The sequence below is a fragment of the Streptomyces endophyticus genome (genome assembly GCF_035798155.1).
Classification (GTDB): domain Bacteria; phylum Actinomycetota; class Actinomycetes; order Streptomycetales; family Streptomycetaceae; genus Streptomyces; species Streptomyces endophyticus.
The window spans coordinates 22815-44410 of record NZ_JAOZYC010000189.1; the positions used below are offsets into that span (position 1 = coordinate 22815).

Genomic DNA, 21596 nt, shown 5'->3' on the forward strand with positions numbered 1-21596 from the left:
CCCGAAAGAGGTGCGCGTATGAGTTCGTCGGCTTCCACGGCTCCCGGATACGTCCCCGGCCACCAACTGCTCGACGGGCGGAGCGCCGTGATCACCGCGGCCGCCGGCGCCGGGATCGGCGGCGCCACCGCGCGCCGCTTCCTGGAGGAGGGCGCCCGCGTCGTCATCAGCGACGCGCACGCGCGCCGCCTGAAGGAGAGCGAAGAGGCCCTCGCCGCCGAGTTCGGGGCCGAGCGCGTCTCCGCGCTCGCCTGCGACGTCACCGACGAGGAGCAGGTGCAGGCGCTCTTCGCGCACACCGCCGAGCGGCACGGCGGGCTCGACATCGTCGTCAACAACGCGGGCCTCGGCGGCACTTCGGCGCTCGTCGACATGAGTGACGAACAGTGGACGAAGGTCCTGGACGTCACCTTGAACGGGACCTTCCGGTGCGTACGGGCCGCCCTGCGCGCCTTCCGCGACACCGGCCGCGACGGCGTGATCGTCAACAACGCGTCCGTCATCGGCTGGCGTGCCCAGGCCGGACAGGCGCACTACGCCGCGGCCAAGGCCGGTGTGATGGCCCTGACCAGGACCGCCGCGATAGAGGCGGCCGAGTACGGGGTGCGGGTCAACGCGGTGGCGCCCAGCCTCGCCATGCACCCGCACCTGGTGAAGGTCACCTCGGAGGAACTCCTTGCCGAGCTGACCGGGAAGGAGGCCTTCGGCCGGTACGCGGAACCCTGGGAGGTGGCCAACGTGATGGTCTTCCTCGCCTCCGCCTACTCCTCGTACATGACCGGCGAAACCGTCTCCGTCAGCAGCCAGCGCGCATGAGCCCCTCGCCCGAGCGGCGCAGGGAACTCCTCGCCACGGCGGCCGAGGTGTTCGCGGCACAGGGCTACGACGCCACCTCCGTGCGCCGGATCGCCGACGCCGCGGGGATGCTGGCGGGCAGCCTCTACTACCACTTCGACTCCAAGGACTCGATCGTCGAGGAGATCCTGCGCGGCTTCCTCGACGAGCTGTGGGGCCGCTACGACACCGTGCTCGCCGCCGGACACGAGCCGCGCGAGACGATGCGGGCCCTGGTCACCGAGTCGTTCCGGGAGATCGACCGGCACGGGCCCGCCGTCGCCATCTACCAGAAGGAGTCGAAGGCGCTCGCGGCCAGGGAGCGGTTCGCGTTCCTCGCCGCGTCGCAGCGCAAGTTCGAGCAGACCTGGCTGACCACCCTCCAGGAGGGGGTGGCGGCCGGGGCGTTCCGCGCCGACCTCGACATCCGGCTCACCTACCGGTTCGTGCGCGACACCGTGTGGGTCGCCGCGTCCTGGTACCGGCCGGGCGGCAGACACAGCCCCGAGGAGATCGCCCGCGAGTACCTGGCGATGGTGCTCGACGGGATAGCCCAGCCCCACCATCCTTAGAAGAGACTGGAGTTGATGCGTCATGGCCGAGGCCTACATCGTCGATGCGGTCCGTACGCCCGTCGGGCGGCGCAAGGGCGGGCTCAGCGCCGTCCACCCCGCCGACCTGGGCGCCCACGTGCTCAAGGAGCTCGTCGCGCGGACCGGGATCGACCCGGCCGCCGTCGAGGACGTCGTCTTCGGCTGCCTCGACACCGTCGGCCCGCAGGCCGGCGACATCGCCCGCACCTGCTGGCTCGCCGCGGGGCTTCCCGAGGAGGTGCCGGGCGTCACCGTCGACCGGCAGTGCGGCTCGTCCCAGCAGGCCGTCCACTTCGCGGCGCAGGGCGTGCTCTCCGGGACGCAGGACCTCGTCGTCGCGGGCGGCACCCAGAACATGTCGATGATCCCGATCGCCTTCGCCTCCCGGCAGGCCGCCGAACCGCTCGGCCTCACCGAGGGCCCCTACCTCGGCAGCGAGGGCTGGCGCGCCCGCTACGGCGACGCGCCGGTCAACCAGTTCCACGGCGCGGAACTCATCGCCGAGAAGTGGGGCATCACGCGGCAGGACCAGGAGGAGTGGGCGCTCCGCTCCCACCAGCGGGCACTGCGCGCCATCGACGAGGGCCGGTTCGCGAAGGAGTCCGTCGCCTACGGGGACGTCACCACCGACGAGGGACCGCGCCGGGACACGACCCTGGAGAAGATGGCGGGCCTGAACCCGGTCGTCGAGGGCGGCACCATCACCGCCGCCTGCTCCTCGCAGGTCTCGGACGGCGCGGCGGCCATGCTGATCGCCTCCGAACAGGCCGTACGGGAGCACGGGTTGACGCCCCGCGCCCGCATCCACCACCTCTCCGTACGCGGCGAGGACCCCATCCGGATGCTGTCGGCACCCATCCCGGCGACCGCGTACGCGCTCAAGAAGACCGGCCTCACCATGGACGACATCGACCTCGTCGAGATCAACGAGGCGTTCGCGCCGGTCGTCCTCGCCTGGCTCAAGGAGACCGGCACCGACCCGGAGAAGGTCAACGTCAACGGCGGCGCGATAGCCCTCGGCCACCCGCTCGGCGCCACGGGCAGCAAGCTGATGACGACCCTGCTGCACGAACTGGAGCGCACCGGCGGCCGGTTCGGCCTCCAGACGATGTGCGAGGGCGGCGGCCAGGCCAACGTCACGATCATCGAGCGCCTGTGAGCCCCCCGGCCGGAGCCGCATCCCGCTGAGCGGGAACCGACGGTGGAGCGCCGGGTGAGGCATGGACAGGGTGAGGGCATGACCCGTACTCCTGTTCCTCCCGAGCCCGGCGACGCGCTCGCGCTGCGGCGCCTCGCCGAGAGCTACGCGCTGGCCGTCGACGGGCGGGAACCCGCCCTGCTCGACGCCCAGTTCACCGACGACGGCAGGCTCGTCGCCCACAAGCCCGACGGCACGGTGCTGTGGGAGCGGGCCGGCTCCGCCGAGCGCAACAAGCTCTTCGACGAACTGGCCGTCTTCCCGCGCACCTTCCACCAGGTCGGGAACCACGTCGCCGAACTGACCGGGCCCGAGAGCGCCCGCGCCGTCACGTACAGCCTCGCCCATCATCTCGGTGCCGACGGGGGCGATGTGCGCTGCCTCGTCCGGTACGAGGACGAGTACCGGCGCACCCCGGACGGCTGGCGGATCGCCGTCCGTGCCGTCCTTCCCCAGTGGTACGAGAGGAGCGAGACGCTGTGAGCAGCAACTCTGTTGTGGAGTGGGACGAGACGGTCGACGTGCTGGTCGTCGGCTCCGGCGGCGCCGCCCTCACCGGCGCGTACAGCGCCGCCGCGCGCGGCCTCGACACCCTCGTCGTCGAGAAGACCGAGTACTTCGGCGGGACGACCGCGTACGCCGGGGCCTGTCTGTGGCTGCCGGGCAACCAGGCGCAGGCCCGCGCCGGCGTCGAGGACAGCGCCGACCTGGCCCGCGCGTACTTCCGGTCCCTGGTCGGCGACTCGACGCCGCACGAGGTGCAGGACGCGTACCTCGACGGGGCCGGGCCCACGGTCGAGTTCCTGGAGCGCAGCGAACTCCTCCGGTTCGAGTACCGGCCGTTCCCCGACTACTACCCGGGCCCCGGCCGCTTCGACGCGGGCCGCGGAGTCTTCCCGGTCGCTCTGGAGCGGCCCGAGGGCGAGCAGCCGCTGCTCGACGCCGTCCGCCCGCCCGCGTGGAGCGAGCGGCTGGGAGTGCCGGCGCCCGAGGGGGCGCTGGAGGACGGACGCGCGCTGATCGGCCGGCTGCTGCTCGCACTGGAGGAGGCGGGTGGGCGGGCGCGCTCGCGCACCGCGTTCACCGGGCTCGTACAGGACGAGGACGGGCGGGTCGTCGGCGCCGAGGTGCGCGACGCGGAGGGCCGCACGGTCTTCATCCGCGCCCGGCGAGGTGTGCTGCTCGCCGCCGGTGGCTACGAGCGGGACGCCGAGCTGCGCCGCGCGTGGGGCAACGGGCCGGGGGCCGACTGGACGATGGGGCCCGAGGGCGGCGGCACGGGCGACGCGCTGCGGGCCGCGCAAGGGCTCGGCGCGGCGACGTCCCTGCTCGGCGAGAGCTGGTGGTGCCCGTCCGTGCTCTTCCCCGACGGCGGGGCGGCGTTCGCGCTCGGCTTCCGCGGCGGTGTCTTCGTCGACGCCGAGGGCCGCCGGTTCGCCAACGAGTGCCTGTCCTACGACCGGATGGGCCGGGCCATGATCGCGGCGGGGGCCGGGGACGCGCCGGAGCGCCCCGTGTGGTGGGTGTGGGACGCGCGGCACGGCGAGGAGCCGCCCGGCATCGTCCTCGTCCCGGTCGACCGGGAGTCGTTCGAGGCGGCCGGGGTGTGGCACAGCGCGGACTCGGTGGAGGCGCTCGCCGAGGCGATCGGCGTGCCGGTGGAGGGCCTCGCGGCGACCGTCAAGACCTTCAACGAGTACGCCGGGAACGGCCACGACCCGGAGTTCGGGCGCGGCGACGACCCCTACGACCGGTTCTTCGCGGGCGAGGGCGAGGAGGGCGCGCCCAACCCGTGCCTGCTGCCGCTGAGTTCGGGGGCCTTCCACGCGGTGCGGATGGTCCTCGGGGACCTCGGCACGAAGGGGGGCCTGGTCACCGACGTGGACGCGCGGGTCCTTCGCGAGGACGGGTCCGCGATCGACGGGCTGTACGCCGTCGGGAACACGGCGGCGAATGTCACCGGGGCGGTGTATCCGGGGCCCGGTGCGCCGATCGGGACGGGAATGGTGTTCGGGTACCGGGCGGCGGGGCGGATGGCCGGGGCGTGAGTGCCGAGTAGCGCGGAAGGTCCGAGCAGGAACCGAGTGGGAGGCGTACGACGATGAGTGAGTGGCACGGACAACTGGCCGGGAAGGTCGCCCTGGTGACCGGCGCGGCCCGCGGGATGGGCGAGGCCATCGCCCGCGAACTGGTGGGGCGCGGGGCACGGGTCGTGCTCGGGGACGTACTGGTGGCCGAAGGGGAGAAGGTCGCCGGTGAACTCGGTGACGCCGCGGCCCGCTTCGTGCGGCTCGATGTCACCGACGCGGCGTCCTGGGCAGGCGCCGTCGGCGTCGCCGTCGACACCTACGGCCGCCTCGACATCCTCGTCAACAACGCCGCCATCTACACGACGTCACCCATCGTCGACGAGGATCCGGCCCAGCTGGAGCGGATCCTCAAGGTCGATCTCGTCGGGCCGTTCCTGGGGGTCCAGGCCGTCGTCCCCGCCATGCGGGCGGGGGAGCGGGGCGGCGCGATCGTCAACATCTCCTCGCAGGCCGGGGTCCAGGGCATCTGGGGGCACGGCTCGTACGGCGCCGCGAAGTGGGGGCTGCGCGGGCTCAGCAGGACCGCCGCCCTCGAACTCGGCGGCGACGGCATCCGCGTCAACGCCGTCTTCCCCGGCGCCATCGACACGGCGATGACCGCCCACCTCGGCACCACCGAGCACCCGGCCGCCGCGCTCGGCCGCATCGGGCGGCCCGAGGAGGTGGCCAGCCTCGTCGCGTTCCTCGCCTCCGACGACGCCTCCTACCTCACCGGCGCCGAGGTCGCCGCGGACGGCGGCGCGTCGGCCGGGCGGATGCCGGTGTTCGCGCAGCGCGGCCGAGGGCAGGGGCAGGGGGACGAGCGGTGACCCCTGCCCGCGGCCGCCGCCCCCGCCCCGACGTGCAGGCCCTCATCGACGCCTGCACCGCCAACTTTCCCGCCCTGGGTACCGAGTTCACCGACATCCGGGACGTACGGGCGTACTTCGCGGAGCGCCCCGCCCCGCCGCCGCCCCGACTCCCCGCGCTGCCCCAGGTGACCGACCTGGACGCCGACGGCGTGCCCGTGCGGGTCTACGACCCCCCGAGCGGGAACGAGAACGCACCCGTCGTCGTCTTCTTCCACGGCGGCGGCATGGTGCTGTGCTCCCTCGACTCGCACGACGGGTTCTGCCGTGAACTCGCCGCGACTAGCGGTGCGTCGGTCGTGTCCGTCGACTACCGGCTCGCCCCCGAAGCGCCCTTCCCCGCCGCCCCCGAGGACGCGTACACCGCACTCCTGTGGGCCGCGAAGACCTACCCGGACCGGCCCCTCGTCGTCGCGGGCGACAGCGCAGGCGGCAATCTCGCCGCCGTCGCCGCGCTGCTCGCCCGAGAGCGCGGCGGGCCCGCCCTCGCAGCCCAGCACCTGTACTACCCGATGCTGGACCCGGAGCGCTCCTCGGCCTCGTACGAGGAGAACGCGCACGGATACTTCGTCACCGCCGACCATCTGCGCTGGTACTGGAAGCAGTACCTGACCCGCCCCGAGGACGCCCGCGACCCCCGCGCCACGCCCTTCGCCGCCGACCGGCTCGACGGTCTGCCGCCCGCGTTCGTCGTCACCGCCGGGCTCGACCCGCTGCGCGACGAGGGCCGGCGGTACGCCGAACTCCTGGCCGCGGCCGGGGTTCCCACGCGCTACCACTGCTACGACGAGGCGTTCCACGGCTTCATGTCGATGGGCGGGGACGCCGCGCTGCCCGAGGCGAAGGCGGCCCGCGCGGCGGCCTTCGCCCACCTGGCGAACCTCACCCGCTGAGCAGCTCGAACCCCTGGTACCCGGACGCCGCGACCTTCTCGATGATGTCGCCGTACACCCCGAAGCCGCCGACGAACGGCATGAACACCCGTGGCTTTCCCGGGATGTTGGCGCCGAGGTACCAGGAGTTCGCCGCCGTCATCAGCGTGCCCTCGGCCCGCTCCCGGCACTCCTCCACCCACGCGTCCACGGCGTCGGCGCGCGCCTCCACGCCCGCGTAGCCGCCCTCGCGCAGCTGTCCGAGCAGTCCGGCGATCCAGTCGGTGTGCTGCTCGCCGCAGAGGATCATGTTGGCGAGGACGGACGGCGAGCCGGGACCCGCGAGGTTGAAGAGGTTCGGGAAGCCGTCCACGCCGAGCCCGAGGTACGTCCGCGGGCCCGCCGCCCACGCCTCCTTCAGCGTGCGCCCGCCCCGTCCTGTGACGGAGATCCGGTCGAGGGAGCCGGTCATCGCGTCGAAACCGGTCGCGTACACGATCACGTCCAGCTCGACGAGCGTGCCGTCCGAAAGGCGGATACCGGCCGCCTCGACCCGCTCGACCGGGTTGCCGCGCAGGTTCACCAGGTGCACATGGTCGCGGTTGTACGTCGCGAAGTAGCCGTCGTCCGTGACGATCCGCTTGGTGCCGATGGGATGGTCGGCGGGGATCAGCTGCTCGGCGACGGCCGGATCGGCGATCTCCGCGCGCACCTTCTCCTCCCAGAACCGGCGCGCCTCGTCGTTCGCCGCGCGGTCCGTGAGCTGGTCGGGGAACGTCTTCGAGTACAGCACCCCGCCCAGCTCCCAGCGCTCCTCGAACGCCGCCCGGCGCTCCTCGGGCGAGGCCTCCAGCGTCTTCAGCGGATGCGCCATGTGCGGTGAACCGCCCCCGGAGAGCCGGGCGAGGCGGCGCCGCTCGGCGTACTCCGCCTTCTGCGCGGCGCGGTCCTCGTCGCTGAGCGGCTTGTTCCCCGCCGGGATCGAGTAGTTGGCGCTGCGCTGAAACACCGTCAACTGTGCTGCCTGCGCGGCGATCTCCGGGATCGACTGGATACCGGACGAACCCGTCCCGACGACACCGACCCGCAACCCGGAGAGGTCCACACCCTCGTGCGGCCACTCACCCGTGTGGTACGAGGCTCCGGCGAAGTCGGCGATGCCCTCGATCTCGGGGAGATGGGTGGAGGACAGGCAGCCGACGCCGAACAGCACGTACCGCGCCTCGACCACCTGACCGCCGTCCGTGCGCACCGTCCAGCGCAGCCGCTCCTCGTCCAGTTCGGCGGAGACCACGGACGTACCGAAGGTGAAGTGCCGTCGCAGGTCGTGCCGCTGCGCCACATGCTCCACGTAGCGCAGGATCTCCGGCTGCGTCGCGTACTTCTCCGACCAGTCCCACTCCTGCTCCAGGTCCTTGTCGAAGGAGTACGAGTAGTCGACGGACTCCACGTCGCAGCGGGCGCCAGGATACCGGTTCCAGTACCAGACCCCGCCGACGTCCGCGCCCCGCTCGAACCCGGCGACGCTCAGGCCGAGTTCACGCATCCGGTACGCGGCGTACAGGCCGGAGAATCCGGCGCCGACGATGACGACATCCACCTGTTCGGGCATGGCGGCTCCTTTGGGTTGTGGGCGGTCGGGCGCCGGCGTGCTCCGTGGGAACCCGGTCACGCCGGGGAGGCTCGCAGAGCCGCCGCCACCCGGTCAGCCACGGCTTCCCGCTCACCGGGAAGACACCGTCGCCGCGGCCGCCGCGGCCCGCCTACGTTCACCGCACCCGAGCAACCCAGCAGCGAGGAGCGGCCCGATGCTCACGGAAGCCGAGCGGCGCAAGGCCGCCGAGGCGCTGGCCGCGGCGGAGTCCGCGCGCTCGCCGATCCGTCCGTTGACCGAGACCTTCGGCGGTATCACCGCCGACGACGCCTACGAGATCCAGCTCATCGGCATCCGCGAGCGGCTGGCCGCGGGCGAGACCGTCCGCGGCCACAAGGTCGGCCTGTCGTCGCCCGTGATGCAGCGGATGATGGGCGTCGACGAGCCCGACTACGGCCACCTCCTGTCCACGATGGAGCTGACCGAGGACACCCCCGTGCCCGTCGGCCGGTACTGCGCGCCGCGCGTCGAGGTCGAGATCGGCTTCGTGCTCGGCGCCGCATTGCCCGGCGCGGACTGCACCGTCGCCGACGTGCTCGCCGCCACCGAACGCGTCGTACCGGCCCTGGAGTTGATCGACTCCCGGATCGCGGACTGGCGCATCGCGATCGCCGACACCATCGCCGACAACGCCTCGTCGGCCGGATACGTGACCGGTGCGGGCCGCCCGATCGGCGAGCTCGACCTGCGGGACGTGGAGGCGCACCTCACCGACGACACCGGCGCGCACCTCGCGTCCGGACGCGGCGACGCCGTCCTCGGCGACCCCGCCGAGTCCGTCGCCTGGCTCGCCCGCACGGTCGCCCGGTTCGGGGTGCGCCTGGAGGCCGGGCACCTGATCCTGCCCGGCTCGTGCACGCGGGCCGTCGACGTCGCGCCCGGCCGCACGTACACCGCCGACTTCACCGGGCTCGGCCCGGTGTCCCTGACGTTCACCAAGTGAGGTCCCGTATGACGAAGAAGGCGACCGCCGCCATCGTCGGCTCCGGCAACATCGGAACCGACCTCCTCTACAAACTCCTGCGCTCCGAGCACATCGAGCCGCGCTGGATGATCGGCGTCGACCCGGCGAGCGAGGGCCTCGCCAAGGCGCGCGCCGCAGGCCTGGACGCGAGCCACGAAGGCGTCGACCGGCTGCTCGCGCAGGACGAACTCCCGGACCTCGTCTTCGAGGCGACCAGCGCGTACGTGCACCGGGAGAACGCCCCCCGCTACAAGGAGGCGGGCATCAAGGCGATCGACCTCACCCCGGCCGCCGTCGGCCCCGGCGTCGTCCCGCCCGCCAACCTCATGGCCCACCTCGACGCCGACAACGTCAACATGGTCACCTGCGGCGGCCAGGCCACCATCCCGATGGTGTACGCGGTCTCGCGCGTCGTCCCCGTCCCGTACGCGGAGATCGTCGCCTCGGTGGCCTCCCGCTCCGCCGGGCCCGGCACCCGCCAGAACATCGACGAGTTCACCCGCACCACCTCGCGCGGCATCGAGGAGATCGGCGGCGCCGATCGCGGCAAGGCGATCATCATCCTCAACCCCGCCGAGCCACCCGTCATCATGCGCGACACCGTCTTCTGCGCCATCCCCGAGGACGCCGACCACGAAGCGATCGTGCGCAGCGTCAAGGAGGTCGCCGCCCAGGTCGCCGCGTACGTACCCGGCTACCGGCTGCGCGCGGACCCGCAGTTCGACGAGGCGAGCACCGAGAACGGCGGCATGGCCCGCGTCGCCCTGTTCCTGGAGGTCGAGGGCGCGGGCGACTTCCTGCCGCCGTACGCAGGAAACCTCGACATCATGACCGCCGCCGCGACCAAGGTCGGCGAGGAGTTCGCGAAGCAGCAGCTGAAGGGGATCATCAAGTGACCAGCCCTGCCCGCCCTCTTGAGAACCCGTTCTCCGACGCGCTCGACATCCGCGTCACCGACTCCTTCTGCCGCGACGGCTCCCACGCCCACCGCCACCAGTTCACCACCGGACAGGTACGCACCGTCGTCGGCGCCCTGGACGCGGCCGGCGTCCCCGTCATCGAGGTCACCCACGGCGACGGCCTCGGCGGCTCCTCCTTCAACTACGGCTTCTCGCACACCCCCGAGCAGGAGCTCATCAAGGCGGCGGTCGAGACGGCGACCAACGCCAGGATCGCCTTCCTGATGCTCCCCGGCCTCGGCACCAAGGACGACATCCGCGAGGCCCGCGCCAACGGCGCGCAGATCTGCCGCATCGCCACCCACTGCACCGAGGCGGACGTCTCCGAGCAGCACTTCCAACTCGCCCGCGAGCGGGGCCTGGAGACCGTCGGCTTCCTGATGATGGCCCACTCCACCACCCCGGAGGCGCTCGCCAAGCAGGCCCGCATCATGGCCGACGCGGGCTGCCAGTGCGTGTACGTCGTCGACTCGGCGGGCGCGCTCCTCATGGACGGCGTCACCGACCGCGTCTCCGCGCTCGTCGCCGAGCTGGGCGACGACGCGCAGGTTGGCTTCCACGGCCACGAGAACCTCGGCCTCGGCGTCGGCAACTCCATCGCCGCCGTCCGCGCGGGCGCCCGCCAGATCGACGCCTCCACCCGCCGCTTCGGCGCCGGCGCGGGCAACACCCCGACCGAGGCCTGGGCGGCGGTCGCCGAGCGCTCGGGATGGCGCACCGGCATCGACGTACTGAAGATCATCGACGCGGCCGAGGACGAGATCCGCCCGATCATGGCCGACGAGTGCCTGCTCGACCGGAACTCGCTGCTCATCGGCTACGCGGGCCTGTACTCCTCGTTCCTCAAGCACGCCGAGCGGCAGGCCGCGCGCTACGGGATCAGCGCCACCGACATCCTCCTGGAGGCCGGCCGCCGGGGGCTCGTCGGCGGCCAGGAGGACCAGCTCATCGACATCGCCGTCGCTCTCTCGGCCATTTCACAGAAAGCCTGATGCGCCATGACGACCACCGATCACACCCCCGCCGCCGACGTCCGCGTGATCGACGCGGGCGCAGCCCCCACCCGCTTCGCCCGAGGCTGGCACTGCATCGGCCTCGCCGCCGACTTCCGCGACGGAACGCCGCACGAGGTCCAGGCGTTCGGCACCACCCTCGTCGTCTTCGAGGGCGCCGAGGACAAGCAGCTGCACGTCCTCAACGCCTTCTGCCCGCACATGGGCGGCAACCTCGCCCACGGCACCGTCAAGGGCGACACCCTCGCCTGCCCCTTCCACGACTGGCGCTGGGGCGGCAACGGCCGCTGCCGCGAGATCCCCTACGCCCGCCGCGTCCCGCCACGCGCCAAGACCCGCACCTGGCACGCCCTGGAGCGCAACAAGCAGCTCTTCGTCTGGCACGACCCCGAGGGCAACCCGCCCCCCGCCGACCAGGACATCCCCGAACTCGCAGGAATCCACGGCCCGTCGCAGGAGACCGCCCTGTGGTCCGACTGGCAGTGGAACGCCGTCACCATCGACACCAACTGCCGCGAGATCGTCGACAACGTCGTCGACATGGCGCACTTCTACTACGTGCACTACTCGTTCCCGGTGTTCTTCAAGAACGTCTTCGACGGCCATGTCGCCACCCAGTACATGAAGTCCGAGCCGCGCCCCGACGTCGACCTCGGCACCCTCTCCGCCTCCGGCGGACTGCGCTCCGAGGCCTCCTACTTCGGGCCCTCGTACATGATCGACTGGCTGTACGCGGAGGTCGCGCCGGGCGCCGAGATGGAGACCGTCCTCATCAACTGCCACTACCCGGTGGGCCCCGACCGGTTCGTCCTCATGTACGGCGCCATGGTCAAGAAGCTGCCCGGCATGAGCGACGAGGAGGCCGCCGAGGCCGCCCGCGTCACCAGCGAGGGCCTCGCCGTCGGCTTCGAGCAGGACGTCGAGATCTGGAAGAACAAGACCCGCATCGACAACCCCCTCCTCACCGAGGAGGACGGCCCGGTCTACCAACTCCGGCGCTGGTACGAGCAGTTCTACGTCGACGTCGCCGACGTCAAGGACGAGATGACGGACCGCTTCGAGTTCGAGCTCGACACCCGGCACGCGAACGACAACTGGCGCGCCGAGGCCGAGCAGAACCTCAGGGCGGGCGGCGTCACCTCGTACATCACCGGGGGCGGGGCATGACGCCCGTCGGCTGCGGCACCTGCGGCAGCCAGGTGCTCTGCGAGAAGTACAGCCCGTACCACCTGCAGATCCAGTGGACGCGCGCCGCGTCGGCCACCTGCCCGCGCCTCGGCGCGCAGGGCTGCCCGGAGCTGCGCGCGTCCATCGGCCGGGCCGTCGACGAGGGACGTCTGGAGGTGACCCGGCGTGACCAGCGCTGACCTGGCCGAACCGGTCACGGGTGTGCTCACGCTGCGGGTGTCCGAGGTCGTGCGGGAGACCGCCGACGCCGTCTCGATCGTCCTCAACGCCCCCGAACTGCGGTACCTGCCCGGCCAGTTCCTCACCCTGCGCATCCCCGGTGGCGGCGCCCGCTGCTACTCCCTCGCCTCCTCCCCGTACACCGGGGAACCGCCCCGCGTCACCGTGAAGAAGGTGCCGGGCGGGGCGGGCTCCGGGTGGGTGTGCGAGGAGATCAGGGCCGGTGACGTACTGGAGTGCCTGCCGCCCGCCGGGACCTTCACACCCGCGTCGCTCGACGAGGACGTGCTGCTGCTCGCGGGCGGCAGCGGCATCACCCCGTGCCTGTCGATCGCCCGCTCCGTGCTCGCCGCCGGCACCGGCACGGTCACCCTCGTCTACGCCAACCGCGACCAGGACTCGGTGATCTTCCGGGACGCGCTGTGGGGCCTGGCGGAGGAGCACCCCGGGCGGTTCGCGGTCGTCCACTGGCTGGAGATCCTCCAGGGGCTGCCCACGCGGCAGGCGCTGGCCGCGCTCCTGGCGCCGTACGCGACACGGACCGCCTACCTGTGCGGGCCGCAGCCCCTGATGGACGGGGCCGAGGACGTCCTGCGGGAGGCGGGCGCGACCGCCGTGCACCGGGAGCGGTACTTCTCCCTGTCCGGCGACGTGTTCGACATGCCCACGCCCGCCTCCGCCTCCGCCTCCGCCTCCGCCTCCGCCTCCGCCTCCGCAGGATCCTCCGTGACCGTCACCGCCGAGCTGTACGGGCAGACCCACCAGGCGGCCGGCGACGAGCACACCCCGCTCCTCGACGCCCTCCTCGCGGCGGGCGTCCCGGCCCCGTACTCATGCCGCGAGGGCGCCTGCGCGGCCTGTACATGCCGGGTCGTGGAGGGCGCGGTGACCCTGCGGCACAACGAGGTCCTCGACGCCGAGGACCTCGCCGAGGGCTACACCCTCGCCTGCCAGGCGCTGCCGACGACGGGCCGAGTGCGGGTCGAGTACTGACGAAAGTCCCGGCCACAGGACTGCCGAACGGCCGCATGCTGGAGGCAGACAGATCATCCTTCTCAACGAGGAGCTGGAGGAGCACATGTCCACGATCGCTGTCACCGGAGCCGGTTCCGGCATGGGTGCCACACTCACCGAGCGGCTGCGCGCGCAGGGCCACACGGTCATCGGCGTCGACCTCAAGAACGCCGACGTCACCGCCGACCTCGGCGCCCCCGAGGGCCGTGCCCACGCCGTCGCCGAGATCACCCGCCTCAGCGGCGGCAGACTCGACGGGTTCCTGCCGTTCGCCGGGCTCGCGGGCGGCGTGGGCCGCCCCTCAAGCCTGCTCGTATCCGTCAACTACTTCGGCGCCGTCGACCTGCTGGAGGGCCTGCGCCCGGCGCTCGCCGCCGCAGGGACCTCCTCCGTCGTCCTGATCTCCTCCAACTCGACGACCACCCAGCCGAACTGGCCGGAGCAGGTCGCCGAGGCCTGTCTCGCCGGGGACGAGGCCGAGGCCCGCCGCGTCGCCGACGAGGCGGGCGCACACGACGGCGGCGTCGGCGCCTACCCCGCCACCAAGGCCGCCCTCGCCTGGTACGCCCGCACCCGCGCCGCCGACTACACGGCCGACGGCATCCGCCTCAACGCGGTCGCCCCCGGCTACATCGACACCCCGATGACCCGCGCGGCGGGCGAGGACCCGACGACCGCCGAAAGCATCCGGCAGTTCCTGGCATCCATCCCGGCGGGCCGCGCGGGCAGACCCGAGGAGATCGCGGAGCTGGTCGAGTTCCTGCTGTCGCCGAAGTCCGCGTACTGCGTCGGCTCCGTCTTCTTCGCCGACGGCGGCCTCGACGCCCAACTGCGCGGCACGGACTGGCCGAAGGTGTGGCACCCCGAGGCGTAGGGCCGTCGAACCGTCACATCCAGGAGTCGGACCGCACCCACCCCAGCAGGTTGGGGATGGTGCGGTCCACCGCCGCGTCCTGCGGCGTCACGTCCGGGGCGGGCGCGTGCCGTGCCGCCCGACCGGGACCGTTCAGATCCCGCCAGATCGCCCGCGCCGCCCCGTGCAGCAGCGGCGCGGCCAGCTCCAACGGCCGCAGCCCGCCCAGCGAGCCCAGCGAGATGGCGGCCACCGCCCGGCCCGCGCCGCGCAGCGGCACCGCCGAGCACACGAGCCCCGAGAACGTCTCCCCGCGGTCGTACGCGATCTGCGCCGTACGCACCCGCGACAGCTCCGAGCAGAACACGTCGGGCCGCGTCACCGTGCGATGCGTACGCGGCCGCAGGCCCGCCGCGACGACCTGCTCGATGTCGCCCTTGTCGCCGAACGCCAGGATCGCCTTGCCCGCGGCCGTGGCGTGCGCGGGCAGCCGCGCCCCGATCCGCACCGGGTACGCGCGGTCCGTCGCGTCCCCCACCGACTGCGGCAGCGAACCGGCCCGCTCCAGACACACCACGTCCGTCACGCCGTCCAGGACGTACAGCTGCACGAGCTTGCCCGTGGCCTCGTGCAGCGCGTCCAGATGCGGGATCGCCGTGCGGATCAGCCGGTTGTGGTGCGCGGCGAGCCCGCCGTGTTCGAGCATCCGCAGGCCGAGCCGGTAGTCACGGCCCTCCCGGTCCAGCCAGCGCAGCTGCACCAGTTGGTCGAGGATGCGGTGCGCGGACGACCGCGACAGCCCGGAACGGTGGATGATCTCGGTCAGCGACAGCCGGCCACGCCCGCCGTCGAAGGCCGCGAGAACCTTCTCCGCCTTCTCCAGGAGAGACAGCGGAGCATCTGCCTCCAGGGCCGTTTCGAGCACAGCACACCCCCGTAGAACGGTCGCCATCAGCGCTGAAGGGACCCTGCCACGCCGAGGCCCGCTAATCCAGCCCCTGCGGCGATTGAGCAGCGGGGTCCGGGGCGGAGCCCCGCGACGTAGGAGGACGCCCCCTTCCCACTCACCGGGAACCCCACCTGTCCGCCCCCCGGCGGAGCCGCTTAGCGTCCCGACCTATCGCCGACACAAGAGGGGCATCACATGACCGACGACTCCACCGCAGACGTCCTCGCCTCGGTCCGCGCGCTCCTGCCCGCCATCGCGGAGCGCGCCACCGAGGCGGAGGAACTGCGCAAGGTCCCCGAGGCCACCGTCAAGGAACTCACCGCGACCGGCTTCTTCCGCCTCCTCCAGCCGAAGCGCTACGGCGGGTACGCCGCCGACCCCACCGTCTTCTACGACGGCGTCAAGGAGATCGCCCAGGCCTGCGGCTCCACCGGCTGGGTCGCCTCCGTCGTCGGCGTCCACCCCTGGCACGTGGGCCTCTACGAGAAGCAGGCGCAGGACGAGGTGTGGGGGGAGAACGGCGAGCGCGCCGACACCCGCATCTCCTCCTCGTACGCCCCCACCGGCAAGGTCACCCCCGTCGACGGCGGCTTCCGGCTCTCGGGCCGCTGGCACTTCTCGTCCGGCTGCGACCACGCCACGTGGGTGATCCTCGGCGCGCTCGTGCCCGACGCCGAGGGCAACCTCGTCGACATGCGCTCGTTCCTGCTGCCGAGCGAGGAGTACGAGATCAAGGACGTGTGGGACACCGTCGGCCTGCGCGGCACGGGTTCCAACGACATCGTCGTCGAGGACGTCTTCGTCCCCGAACACCGCGCCCTGTCCTTCGGCCCGGTCACCGCCCTCACCCCGCCCGGCGCCGAGGCCAACCCCGAGCCGCTGTACAAGCTCCCCTACGCGAGCGTCTTCACCACCACCATCTCCACCCCGATCGTCGGCATCGCACAGGGCGCCTGGAACGGCTTCGTCGCCGCGACCCGCGAGCGCATCCGCGTCAGCTACGGGCAGAAGGTCGCCGAGGACCCGTTCGCGCAGATCCGCCTCGCCCGCGCCGCGAGCGACATCGACGCGGCCTGGCGGCAGCTGCGCGGCAACATCGCCGAGATGTACGAACTGGCCTGCTCCGGCGCCCCGTTGCCGACCGAACTGCGCGCCCGCGCCCGCCGCGACCAGGTCCTCGCCACCGAGCGCGCCGCGGCCGCCGTCGACCTGCTGATGGAGAACGCGGGCGGCAACGCCATGCGCACCGGCGCGGGCCCCGCCGGCATCCAGCGCGCCTGGCGCGACATCCACACCGGCCGCGGCCACGCCGCCAACGACCCGGAGCGGGCGCTGCTCATCTACGGCCAGGACGCACTCGGCCTGGAGATCCAGGACGTGATGCTGTGACCGCCTCGTACACATCCGAGAGCACCCAACGCTTCGTGAAGGCCGGCGGCATCCAACTCGCGTACCACGAGGCAGGACCCGCGGACGGGCCCGCCGTGATCTTCCTGCACGGCGGCGGCCCCGGCGCGAGCGGCTGGTCCAACTTCGGCGCCAACCTGCCGGTCTTCGCCGCCGCCGGCTTCCGTACGATCCTCCTCGACCAGGTCTGCTTCGGCGCCAGCGACAAACCCGAGCTCGACGCCGACTACTGGACGGCATCCGCCCGCTGCACCGTCGCCTTCATGGACGAACTCGGCATCCGGCAGGCCGACTTCGTGGGCAACTCGCTCGGCGGCGGCACCGCGGCCCGGCTCGCCCTCGACTTCCCCGACCGCGCCCGCAAGCTCCTCCTCATGGGCCCCGGCGGCATCTTCCTGAACCTCTTCCACGCCGACCCGACCGAGGGCATCCGGCAGCTCTTCGAGTTCAACACCGCCGCCGAGCCGACCCGCGAGCAGATGCGGGCGTTCCTCACCACGCTCGCGTACGACAGGTCGATCGTCACGGACGCCTTCGTCGAGGAGCGCTACCAGCGGGCCATCGACCCCGACGTCCGCCTCGGCACGGCCCGCATGGGCGCCTCCTTCGCCAACCCCGAGTGGGCCGAGCGCACCCAGATCTGGCGCGACGCCGGGAAGATCCCCCACGAGACGCTGCTGACCTGGGGCCGCGAGGACCGCGTCAACCCCATCGACGGCGCGTTCGTCGCCCTCAAGACGATGCCGAACGCCCGTCTGCACGTCTTCCCGAAGTGCGGCCACTGGGCGCAGACCGAGAAGGCCGACGAGTTCAACCGCCTCGCCATCGACTTCTTTACTCACTAAGGAACCCGCATGGACATCCGCGCACTCGGCCACCTGCGCATCGAGACGGCCGACCTCGCCGCCTGGCGCACCTACGTCCTCGACATCCTCGGCATGACCGAGGCCCAGGGCAGCACCGACACGCAACTCAACGTCCGCATCGACGACCGCATCCACCGCTTCCAGTTCGTCGCGGGCACCCAGGACCGGCTGCTCGCGGCCGGGTTCGAGGTGCCGAACGCCCGCGAACTGGCCGTCGCCGCGGCCGAGTTGGAGGCGGCGGGGCACGCCGTGAAGGAGGCCGACGCCGCCACCCTCGCCGACCGCCGCGTCCAGGGCCTGATCCACGTCAGCGACCCCGCGGGCAACCCCCTGGAGATCTACTGGGGCCAGGCCCAGGACCACACCCCGCTCGCCACGCCGCACGGCAACCGCTTCGTCACCGGGACCAGCACGCCGTCGACGGGCGACCTCGGCCTGGGCCACGTCGTCCTCCCCGCCGTGGAGATCGAGGAGGCCGTCGACTTCTACGAGAACCTCCTCGGCTTCCAGCTCCGCGACTCCATGCAGCTGCCGCCGGCCGCCGTCCCCACCGGCAAGCCGGGCCAGGACATGTACCGCATGTACTTCCTCTCCCCGAACCGCCGCCACCACAGCCTCGGCCTCTACCCGGGAGCCCTGCCGCCCGGCATCGTCCACTTCATGGTCGAAGTCGAGCAGCTCGACGACGTCGGCTACGGCCTCGACCGCATGAAGAAGGCCGGCTACCCGATCGCCTCCTCCCTCGGGCGGCACTCCAACGACCACATGGTGTCCTTCTACGCCCAGGCGCCCGGCGGCTTCCAGGTCGAGTACGGCTGGGACGGCCTGGTCGTCGACCCGGAGACCTGGGTGGCCAAGGAGATCACCGCCGACTCCCTGTGGGGCCACGAGTGGAACGGCTGAGCACCCTGGACGCCATCGACCCGGGGGAGTACCGGGACACCCTGTCCCGGTTCGCCTCCGGCGTCACCGTCGTCGCCGGCCTCGACGAGGCCGACGCCCCGGCAGGCCTCGCCTGCCAGTCCTTCACCTCCCTCTCCCTCGACCCGCCCCTCGTCCTCGTCTGCGTCGCCCGTACGTCGACCAGCTGGGCCCGCATCGCGCCCGCGCGGCGGTTCGGGATCTCCGTGCTCGCCGAGGACCAGCGCGCCCTGTGCCGCACCCTCGGCTCCCGCGGCCCCGACAAGTTCGCGGACCTCGACTGGCACACCGGCCGGGACCACGGCAGCGTCCTGATCGACGGCGCCCTCGCCCACCTGGAATGCGAGCTCGAACGCACCGTCGACGGCGGCGACCACGACATCGTCATCGGCCGGGTCACCACGCTCACCACCCCGCGCGCCGACGGCCGCCCGCTCCTCTTCTTCCGCTCCGCCTTCGGCACCGGCCGTTTCGGCACGGACCAGGAAACGGTGGACCTCTTCGCCCAGTGGCTGTGACGCCCGGGACAATGGGCCCGTGCCTACGAAGTCAACGAAGCCCGCGAAGCCCGCGAAGCCCGCGAAGAAGAAGTCCCCGTCGACGAACGCGACGCCCGAGCGGCGCGGCGAGCTCCTGCACACCGCGGCAGAGGTCTTCGCCGAGCAGGGCTACAACGCCACGACCGTCCGCAAGATCGCCGACCACGCGGGCATGCTCGCCGGCAGCCTCTACTACCACTTCGACTCCAAGGAATCGATGCTGGAGGAGATCCTGCGGACCTTCCTCGACGAGCTGTGGTCCGGCTACGACACCGTGCTCGACGACGAACTCGGACCCAAGGAGACCCTGGAAGCCCTGGTCACCGAGTCCTTCCGGGAGATCGACCGGCACCGCGCCGCCGTCGCCATCTACCAGCGGGAGTCCCAGCAGCTCGTCGCGCAGGAACGCTTCGCGTTCCTCGCCGAGTCGCAGCGCAGGTTCGAGAAGACCTGGCTGACCACCCTGGAGCGCGGCGTCGCCGACCAGGTCTTCCGCGCCGACCTCGACATCCGCCTCACCTACCGGTTCGTGCGCGACACCGTCTGGGTGGCGGCGTCCTGGTACCGGCCCGGCGGCCGGCACAGTCCTGAGGAGATCGCGCGCCAGTATCTGTCGATGGTTCTGGACGGGATCGCGGTGCGGTGACGTTGCATGCTAAGATTCATGACGTTGCAGTTTTGGTACCCATAGACTTTATGCGCGCCTGACGGGAATGTTCCTCAGGCGCATTATTGTTTTCACCGGGAAATTTCCCGGTTTCCGGCGTTCACGTGGGCGTTCGTGGAATGGGGACTGCTACCTGTTCTTAAGGAGAACGACATGGCCACCGGTATCGTTAAGTGGTTCAACTCGGAAAAGGGCTTCGGCTTCATCGAGCAGGACGGCGGCGGCGCTGACGTCTTCGCCCACTACTCGAACATCGCCACCTCGGGCTTCCGTGAGCTCCAGGAGGGCCAGAAGGTGACGTTCGACGTCACGCAGGGCCAGAAGGGCCCGCAGGCGGAGAACATCCTCCCCGCCTGATCTCGCTCGTAGATCACTCGACCTCACCGGGCTGACCCGGTGAGATCGGATCGAGCATCACCGGGCCGGGGCCCGCACCGCTACGGTGCGGGCCCCGGTTCCTGCTGTCCCGTCCCGGAAGGCATCGCCGCATGGCCAGTTCTGCCCGCCCGTCCCGCCGCAGTCCCCGTCCCGCAGCCGGGCAGCGCCGCGCCCCCGAGCAGCGTCGCCGGCCACAGTCGGCGCCGCCGAGCGAATTCACCATGCCGGAGAACACCACTCCCGCGCTGCCCGCGGTGGACAGCTTCGCCGAACTCGACATGCCGGGCGTCCTTCTGAAGACGCTGGGTGAGCAGGGCGTCACGGAGCCGTTCCCCATCCAGGCCGCGACGCTCCCCAACTCGCTCGCCGGACGGGACCTCCTCGGCCGCGGCCGCACCGGCTCCGGCAAGACCCTCGCCTTCGGCCTCCCGCTGCTCACCCACACGACCGGCGCCAAGGCCGAGCCGAAGTCCCCTCTCGCGCTCGTCCTCGTCCCCACGCGTGAGCTCGCCCAGCAGGTCACCGACGCCCTCACCCCGTACGCCACCGCGCTGAAGCTGCGCATCGCGACCGTCGTCGGCGGCATGTCGATCTCCCGGCAGGCCGGCGCGCTGCGCCGCGGCGCCGAGGTCGTCGTCGCCACCCCCGGCCGCCTCAAGGACCTCATCGAGCGCGGCGACTGCATGCTCGGCTCGGTGCGCACCACGGTGCTCGACGAGGCCGACCAGATGGCCGACATGGGCTTCATGCCGCAGGTCACCGCGCTCCTGAAGCAGGTCGAGGCGGGCGGCCAGACGATGCTGTTCTCCGCGACGCTCGACAAGAACGTGGACCGGCTCGTCAAGCAGTTCCTCAACGACCCCGTCGTGCACTCCGTCGACCCGTCCGCGGGCGCGGTGACGACGATGGAGCACCACGTCCTGCATCTCCTCGACGAGACCGACAAGAAGGCCGTCACCGCGCGCATCGCCGCCCGTGAAGGACGCGTCCTCCTGTTCGTCGACACCAAGCGCTCCGCCGACCGGCTCGCCAAGCGGCTCCTCGCCACCGGCGTGTACGCGGCTCCGCTGCACGGCGGGCGCAGCCAGCCGCAGCGCAACCGCACCCTGGAGCAGTTCAAGGACGGCCGGGTCACCGCGCTCGTCGCCACGAACGTCGCGGCGCGCGGCATCCACGTCGACGACCTCGACCTCGTCGTCAACGTCGACCCGCCCACCGAGCACAAGGACTACCTGCACCGCGGTGGCCGCACCGCCCGCGCCGGTGAGTCCGGCAGCGTCGTCACCCTGGTCCTGCCCGAGCAGAAGCGCGATGTGCAGCGCCTGATGCGCGACGCGAAGATCCAGCCGCGCACGACGCAGGTCCGCTCCACGGACGTGGAGCTCACGGAGATCACCGGCGCGCGCGAGCCGTCCGGTGTCGCCGTGGCCATAGCCGTGCCGGAGCCGGTCGCTCCCGCCGCCGCGGCCAAGCCGCGCCGCTCCCGCCGCTCCCGCGGGGGATCGGGCAACGGCAACGGCAACGGCAACGGTGGCCGTGCCGCGGGCGCCGGTTCGAGCGCGGGCGCGGG

The 21596-nt window shown here is 72.0% G+C and carries 23 protein-coding genes; 21 read left to right on the plus strand and 2 right to left on the minus strand.

Annotated features, from left to right (window positions below):
* Nucleotides 1-18 precede the first annotated feature (18 nt).
* From OKJ99_RS38025 to OKJ99_RS38055, 7 genes are all read left to right on the plus strand, one after another.
* Nucleotides 19-816 (plus strand): SDR family oxidoreductase, encoded by a 798-nt coding sequence (locus tag OKJ99_RS38025; RefSeq protein ID WP_326022986.1) that lies wholly within the window; start codon nucleotides 19-21, stop codon nucleotides 814-816.
* Nucleotides 813-1406 carry a TetR/AcrR family transcriptional regulator gene (locus OKJ99_RS38030; protein ID WP_326022987.1) on the plus strand — a complete coding sequence of 198 codons (594 nt, stop codon included), beginning with the start codon at nucleotides 813-815 and terminating at the stop codon, nucleotides 1404-1406. The genes OKJ99_RS38025 and OKJ99_RS38030 overlap by 4 nt, the downstream gene beginning before the upstream one ends.
* A 22-nt stretch (nucleotides 1407-1428) precedes the next feature.
* Nucleotides 1429-2586: an acetyl-CoA C-acetyltransferase gene (locus tag OKJ99_RS38035; RefSeq protein WP_326022988.1), complete on the plus strand. Its 1158-nt coding sequence runs from the start codon at nucleotides 1429-1431 to the stop codon at nucleotides 2584-2586.
* 78 nt (nucleotides 2587-2664) lie between these two features.
* A complete protein-coding gene (locus OKJ99_RS38040) occupies nucleotides 2665-3108 on the plus strand; it encodes a nuclear transport factor 2 family protein (protein ID WP_326022989.1) in 444 nt (147 codons plus the stop codon).
* Nucleotides 3105-4673: an FAD-dependent oxidoreductase gene (locus tag OKJ99_RS38045; protein WP_326022990.1), complete on the plus strand. Its 1569-nt coding sequence runs from the start codon at nucleotides 3105-3107 to the stop codon at nucleotides 4671-4673. The genes OKJ99_RS38040 and OKJ99_RS38045 overlap by 4 nt, the downstream gene beginning before the upstream one ends.
* Before the next feature lie 53 nt (nucleotides 4674-4726).
* Nucleotides 4727-5524, plus strand: coding sequence for an SDR family NAD(P)-dependent oxidoreductase (locus OKJ99_RS38050; protein ID WP_326022991.1), 798 nt, complete (start codon nucleotides 4727-4729; stop codon nucleotides 5522-5524).
* Nucleotides 5521-6456 (plus strand): alpha/beta hydrolase, encoded by a 936-nt coding sequence (locus tag OKJ99_RS38055; RefSeq protein ID WP_326022992.1) that lies wholly within the window; start codon nucleotides 5521-5523, stop codon nucleotides 6454-6456. The genes OKJ99_RS38050 and OKJ99_RS38055 overlap by 4 nt, the downstream gene beginning before the upstream one ends.
* Here OKJ99_RS38055 and OKJ99_RS38060 read toward each other — a convergent pair.
* Complete coding sequence (locus OKJ99_RS38060) at nucleotides 6446-8047, minus strand: flavin-containing monooxygenase (RefSeq protein ID WP_326022993.1); 1602 nt, start codon at nucleotides 8045-8047, stop codon at nucleotides 6446-6448. The genes OKJ99_RS38055 and OKJ99_RS38060 overlap by 11 nt on opposite strands.
* A 196-nt stretch (nucleotides 8048-8243) precedes the next feature.
* Between OKJ99_RS38060 and OKJ99_RS38065 the strand changes: the two genes are divergently transcribed.
* The 7 genes from OKJ99_RS38065 (at nucleotide 8244) to OKJ99_RS38095 (ending at nucleotide 14320) form a co-directional block, all read left to right on the plus strand.
* Complete coding sequence (locus OKJ99_RS38065) at nucleotides 8244-9032, plus strand: 2-keto-4-pentenoate hydratase (protein WP_326022994.1); 789 nt, start codon at nucleotides 8244-8246, stop codon at nucleotides 9030-9032.
* 8 nt (nucleotides 9033-9040) lie between these two features.
* Entirely contained in the window at nucleotides 9041-9949 is a 909-nt protein-coding gene (locus tag OKJ99_RS38070; RefSeq protein ID WP_326022995.1) for an acetaldehyde dehydrogenase (acetylating), read from the plus strand.
* Nucleotides 9946-11004: a 4-hydroxy-2-oxovalerate aldolase gene (gene dmpG, locus OKJ99_RS38075; RefSeq protein ID WP_326022996.1), complete on the plus strand. Its 1059-nt coding sequence runs from the start codon at nucleotides 9946-9948 to the stop codon at nucleotides 11002-11004. Before OKJ99_RS38070 ends, dmpG begins: the two co-directional genes overlap by 4 nt.
* A gap of 6 nt (nucleotides 11005-11010) precedes the next feature.
* On the plus strand, nucleotides 11011-12192 hold the full coding sequence (locus OKJ99_RS38080; RefSeq protein ID WP_326022997.1) for a Rieske 2Fe-2S domain-containing protein: 1182 nt from the start codon (nucleotides 11011-11013) through the stop codon (nucleotides 12190-12192).
* Nucleotides 12189-12392, plus strand: coding sequence for a hypothetical protein (locus tag OKJ99_RS38085; RefSeq protein ID WP_326022998.1), 204 nt, complete (start codon nucleotides 12189-12191; stop codon nucleotides 12390-12392). Before OKJ99_RS38080 ends, OKJ99_RS38085 begins: the two co-directional genes overlap by 4 nt.
* The gene (locus OKJ99_RS38090; protein ID WP_326022999.1) at nucleotides 12379-13425 is read left to right on the plus strand and encodes a ferredoxin--NADP reductase; all 1047 of its coding nucleotides are present in this window, start codon (nucleotides 12379-12381) and stop codon (nucleotides 13423-13425) included. The genes OKJ99_RS38085 and OKJ99_RS38090 overlap by 14 nt, the downstream gene beginning before the upstream one ends.
* A gap of 85 nt (nucleotides 13426-13510) precedes the next feature.
* Complete coding sequence (locus tag OKJ99_RS38095; RefSeq protein ID WP_326023000.1) at nucleotides 13511-14320, plus strand: SDR family oxidoreductase; 810 nt, start codon at nucleotides 13511-13513, stop codon at nucleotides 14318-14320.
* 13 nt (nucleotides 14321-14333) lie between these two features.
* On the opposite strand, the gene OKJ99_RS38100 is transcribed toward OKJ99_RS38095, so the two are convergent.
* Complete coding sequence (locus tag OKJ99_RS38100) at nucleotides 14334-15224, minus strand: IclR family transcriptional regulator (RefSeq protein ID WP_326023001.1); 891 nt, start codon at nucleotides 15222-15224, stop codon at nucleotides 14334-14336.
* A gap of 219 nt (nucleotides 15225-15443) precedes the next feature.
* On the opposite strand from OKJ99_RS38100, the gene hsaA reads away from it, so the two are divergent.
* The 7 genes from hsaA to OKJ99_RS38135 form a co-directional block, all read left to right on the plus strand.
* The gene (gene hsaA / locus OKJ99_RS38105; protein WP_326023002.1) at nucleotides 15444-16637 is read left to right on the plus strand and encodes a 3-hydroxy-9,10-secoandrosta-1,3,5(10)-triene-9,17-dione monooxygenase oxygenase subunit; all 1194 of its coding nucleotides are present in this window, start codon (nucleotides 15444-15446) and stop codon (nucleotides 16635-16637) included.
* A complete protein-coding gene (hsaD, locus tag OKJ99_RS38110; RefSeq protein WP_326023003.1) occupies nucleotides 16634-17500 on the plus strand; it encodes a 4,5:9,10-diseco-3-hydroxy-5,9,17-trioxoandrosta-1(10),2-diene-4-oate hydrolase in 867 nt (288 codons plus the stop codon). Before hsaA ends, hsaD begins: the two co-directional genes overlap by 4 nt.
* A gap of 9 nt (nucleotides 17501-17509) precedes the next feature.
* Nucleotides 17510-18424 carry a VOC family protein gene (locus OKJ99_RS38115; protein ID WP_326023004.1) on the plus strand — a complete coding sequence of 305 codons (915 nt, stop codon included), beginning with the start codon at nucleotides 17510-17512 and terminating at the stop codon, nucleotides 18422-18424.
* Nucleotides 18412-18960 carry a flavin reductase family protein gene (locus OKJ99_RS38120; protein ID WP_326023005.1) on the plus strand — a complete coding sequence of 183 codons (549 nt, stop codon included), beginning with the start codon at nucleotides 18412-18414 and terminating at the stop codon, nucleotides 18958-18960. The genes OKJ99_RS38115 and OKJ99_RS38120 overlap by 13 nt, the downstream gene beginning before the upstream one ends.
* A 19-nt stretch (nucleotides 18961-18979) precedes the next feature.
* Entirely contained in the window at nucleotides 18980-19627 is a 648-nt protein-coding gene (locus tag OKJ99_RS38125; protein ID WP_407700843.1) for a TetR/AcrR family transcriptional regulator, read from the plus strand.
* Between the two features lie 174 nt (nucleotides 19628-19801).
* Complete coding sequence (locus OKJ99_RS38130; protein WP_266720703.1) at nucleotides 19802-20005, plus strand: cold-shock protein; 204 nt, start codon at nucleotides 19802-19804, stop codon at nucleotides 20003-20005.
* 131 nt (nucleotides 20006-20136) lie between these two features.
* A partial coding sequence (locus OKJ99_RS38135; RefSeq protein WP_326023006.1) for a DEAD/DEAH box helicase occupies nucleotides 20137-21596 on the plus strand: 1460 nt, incomplete at its 3' end.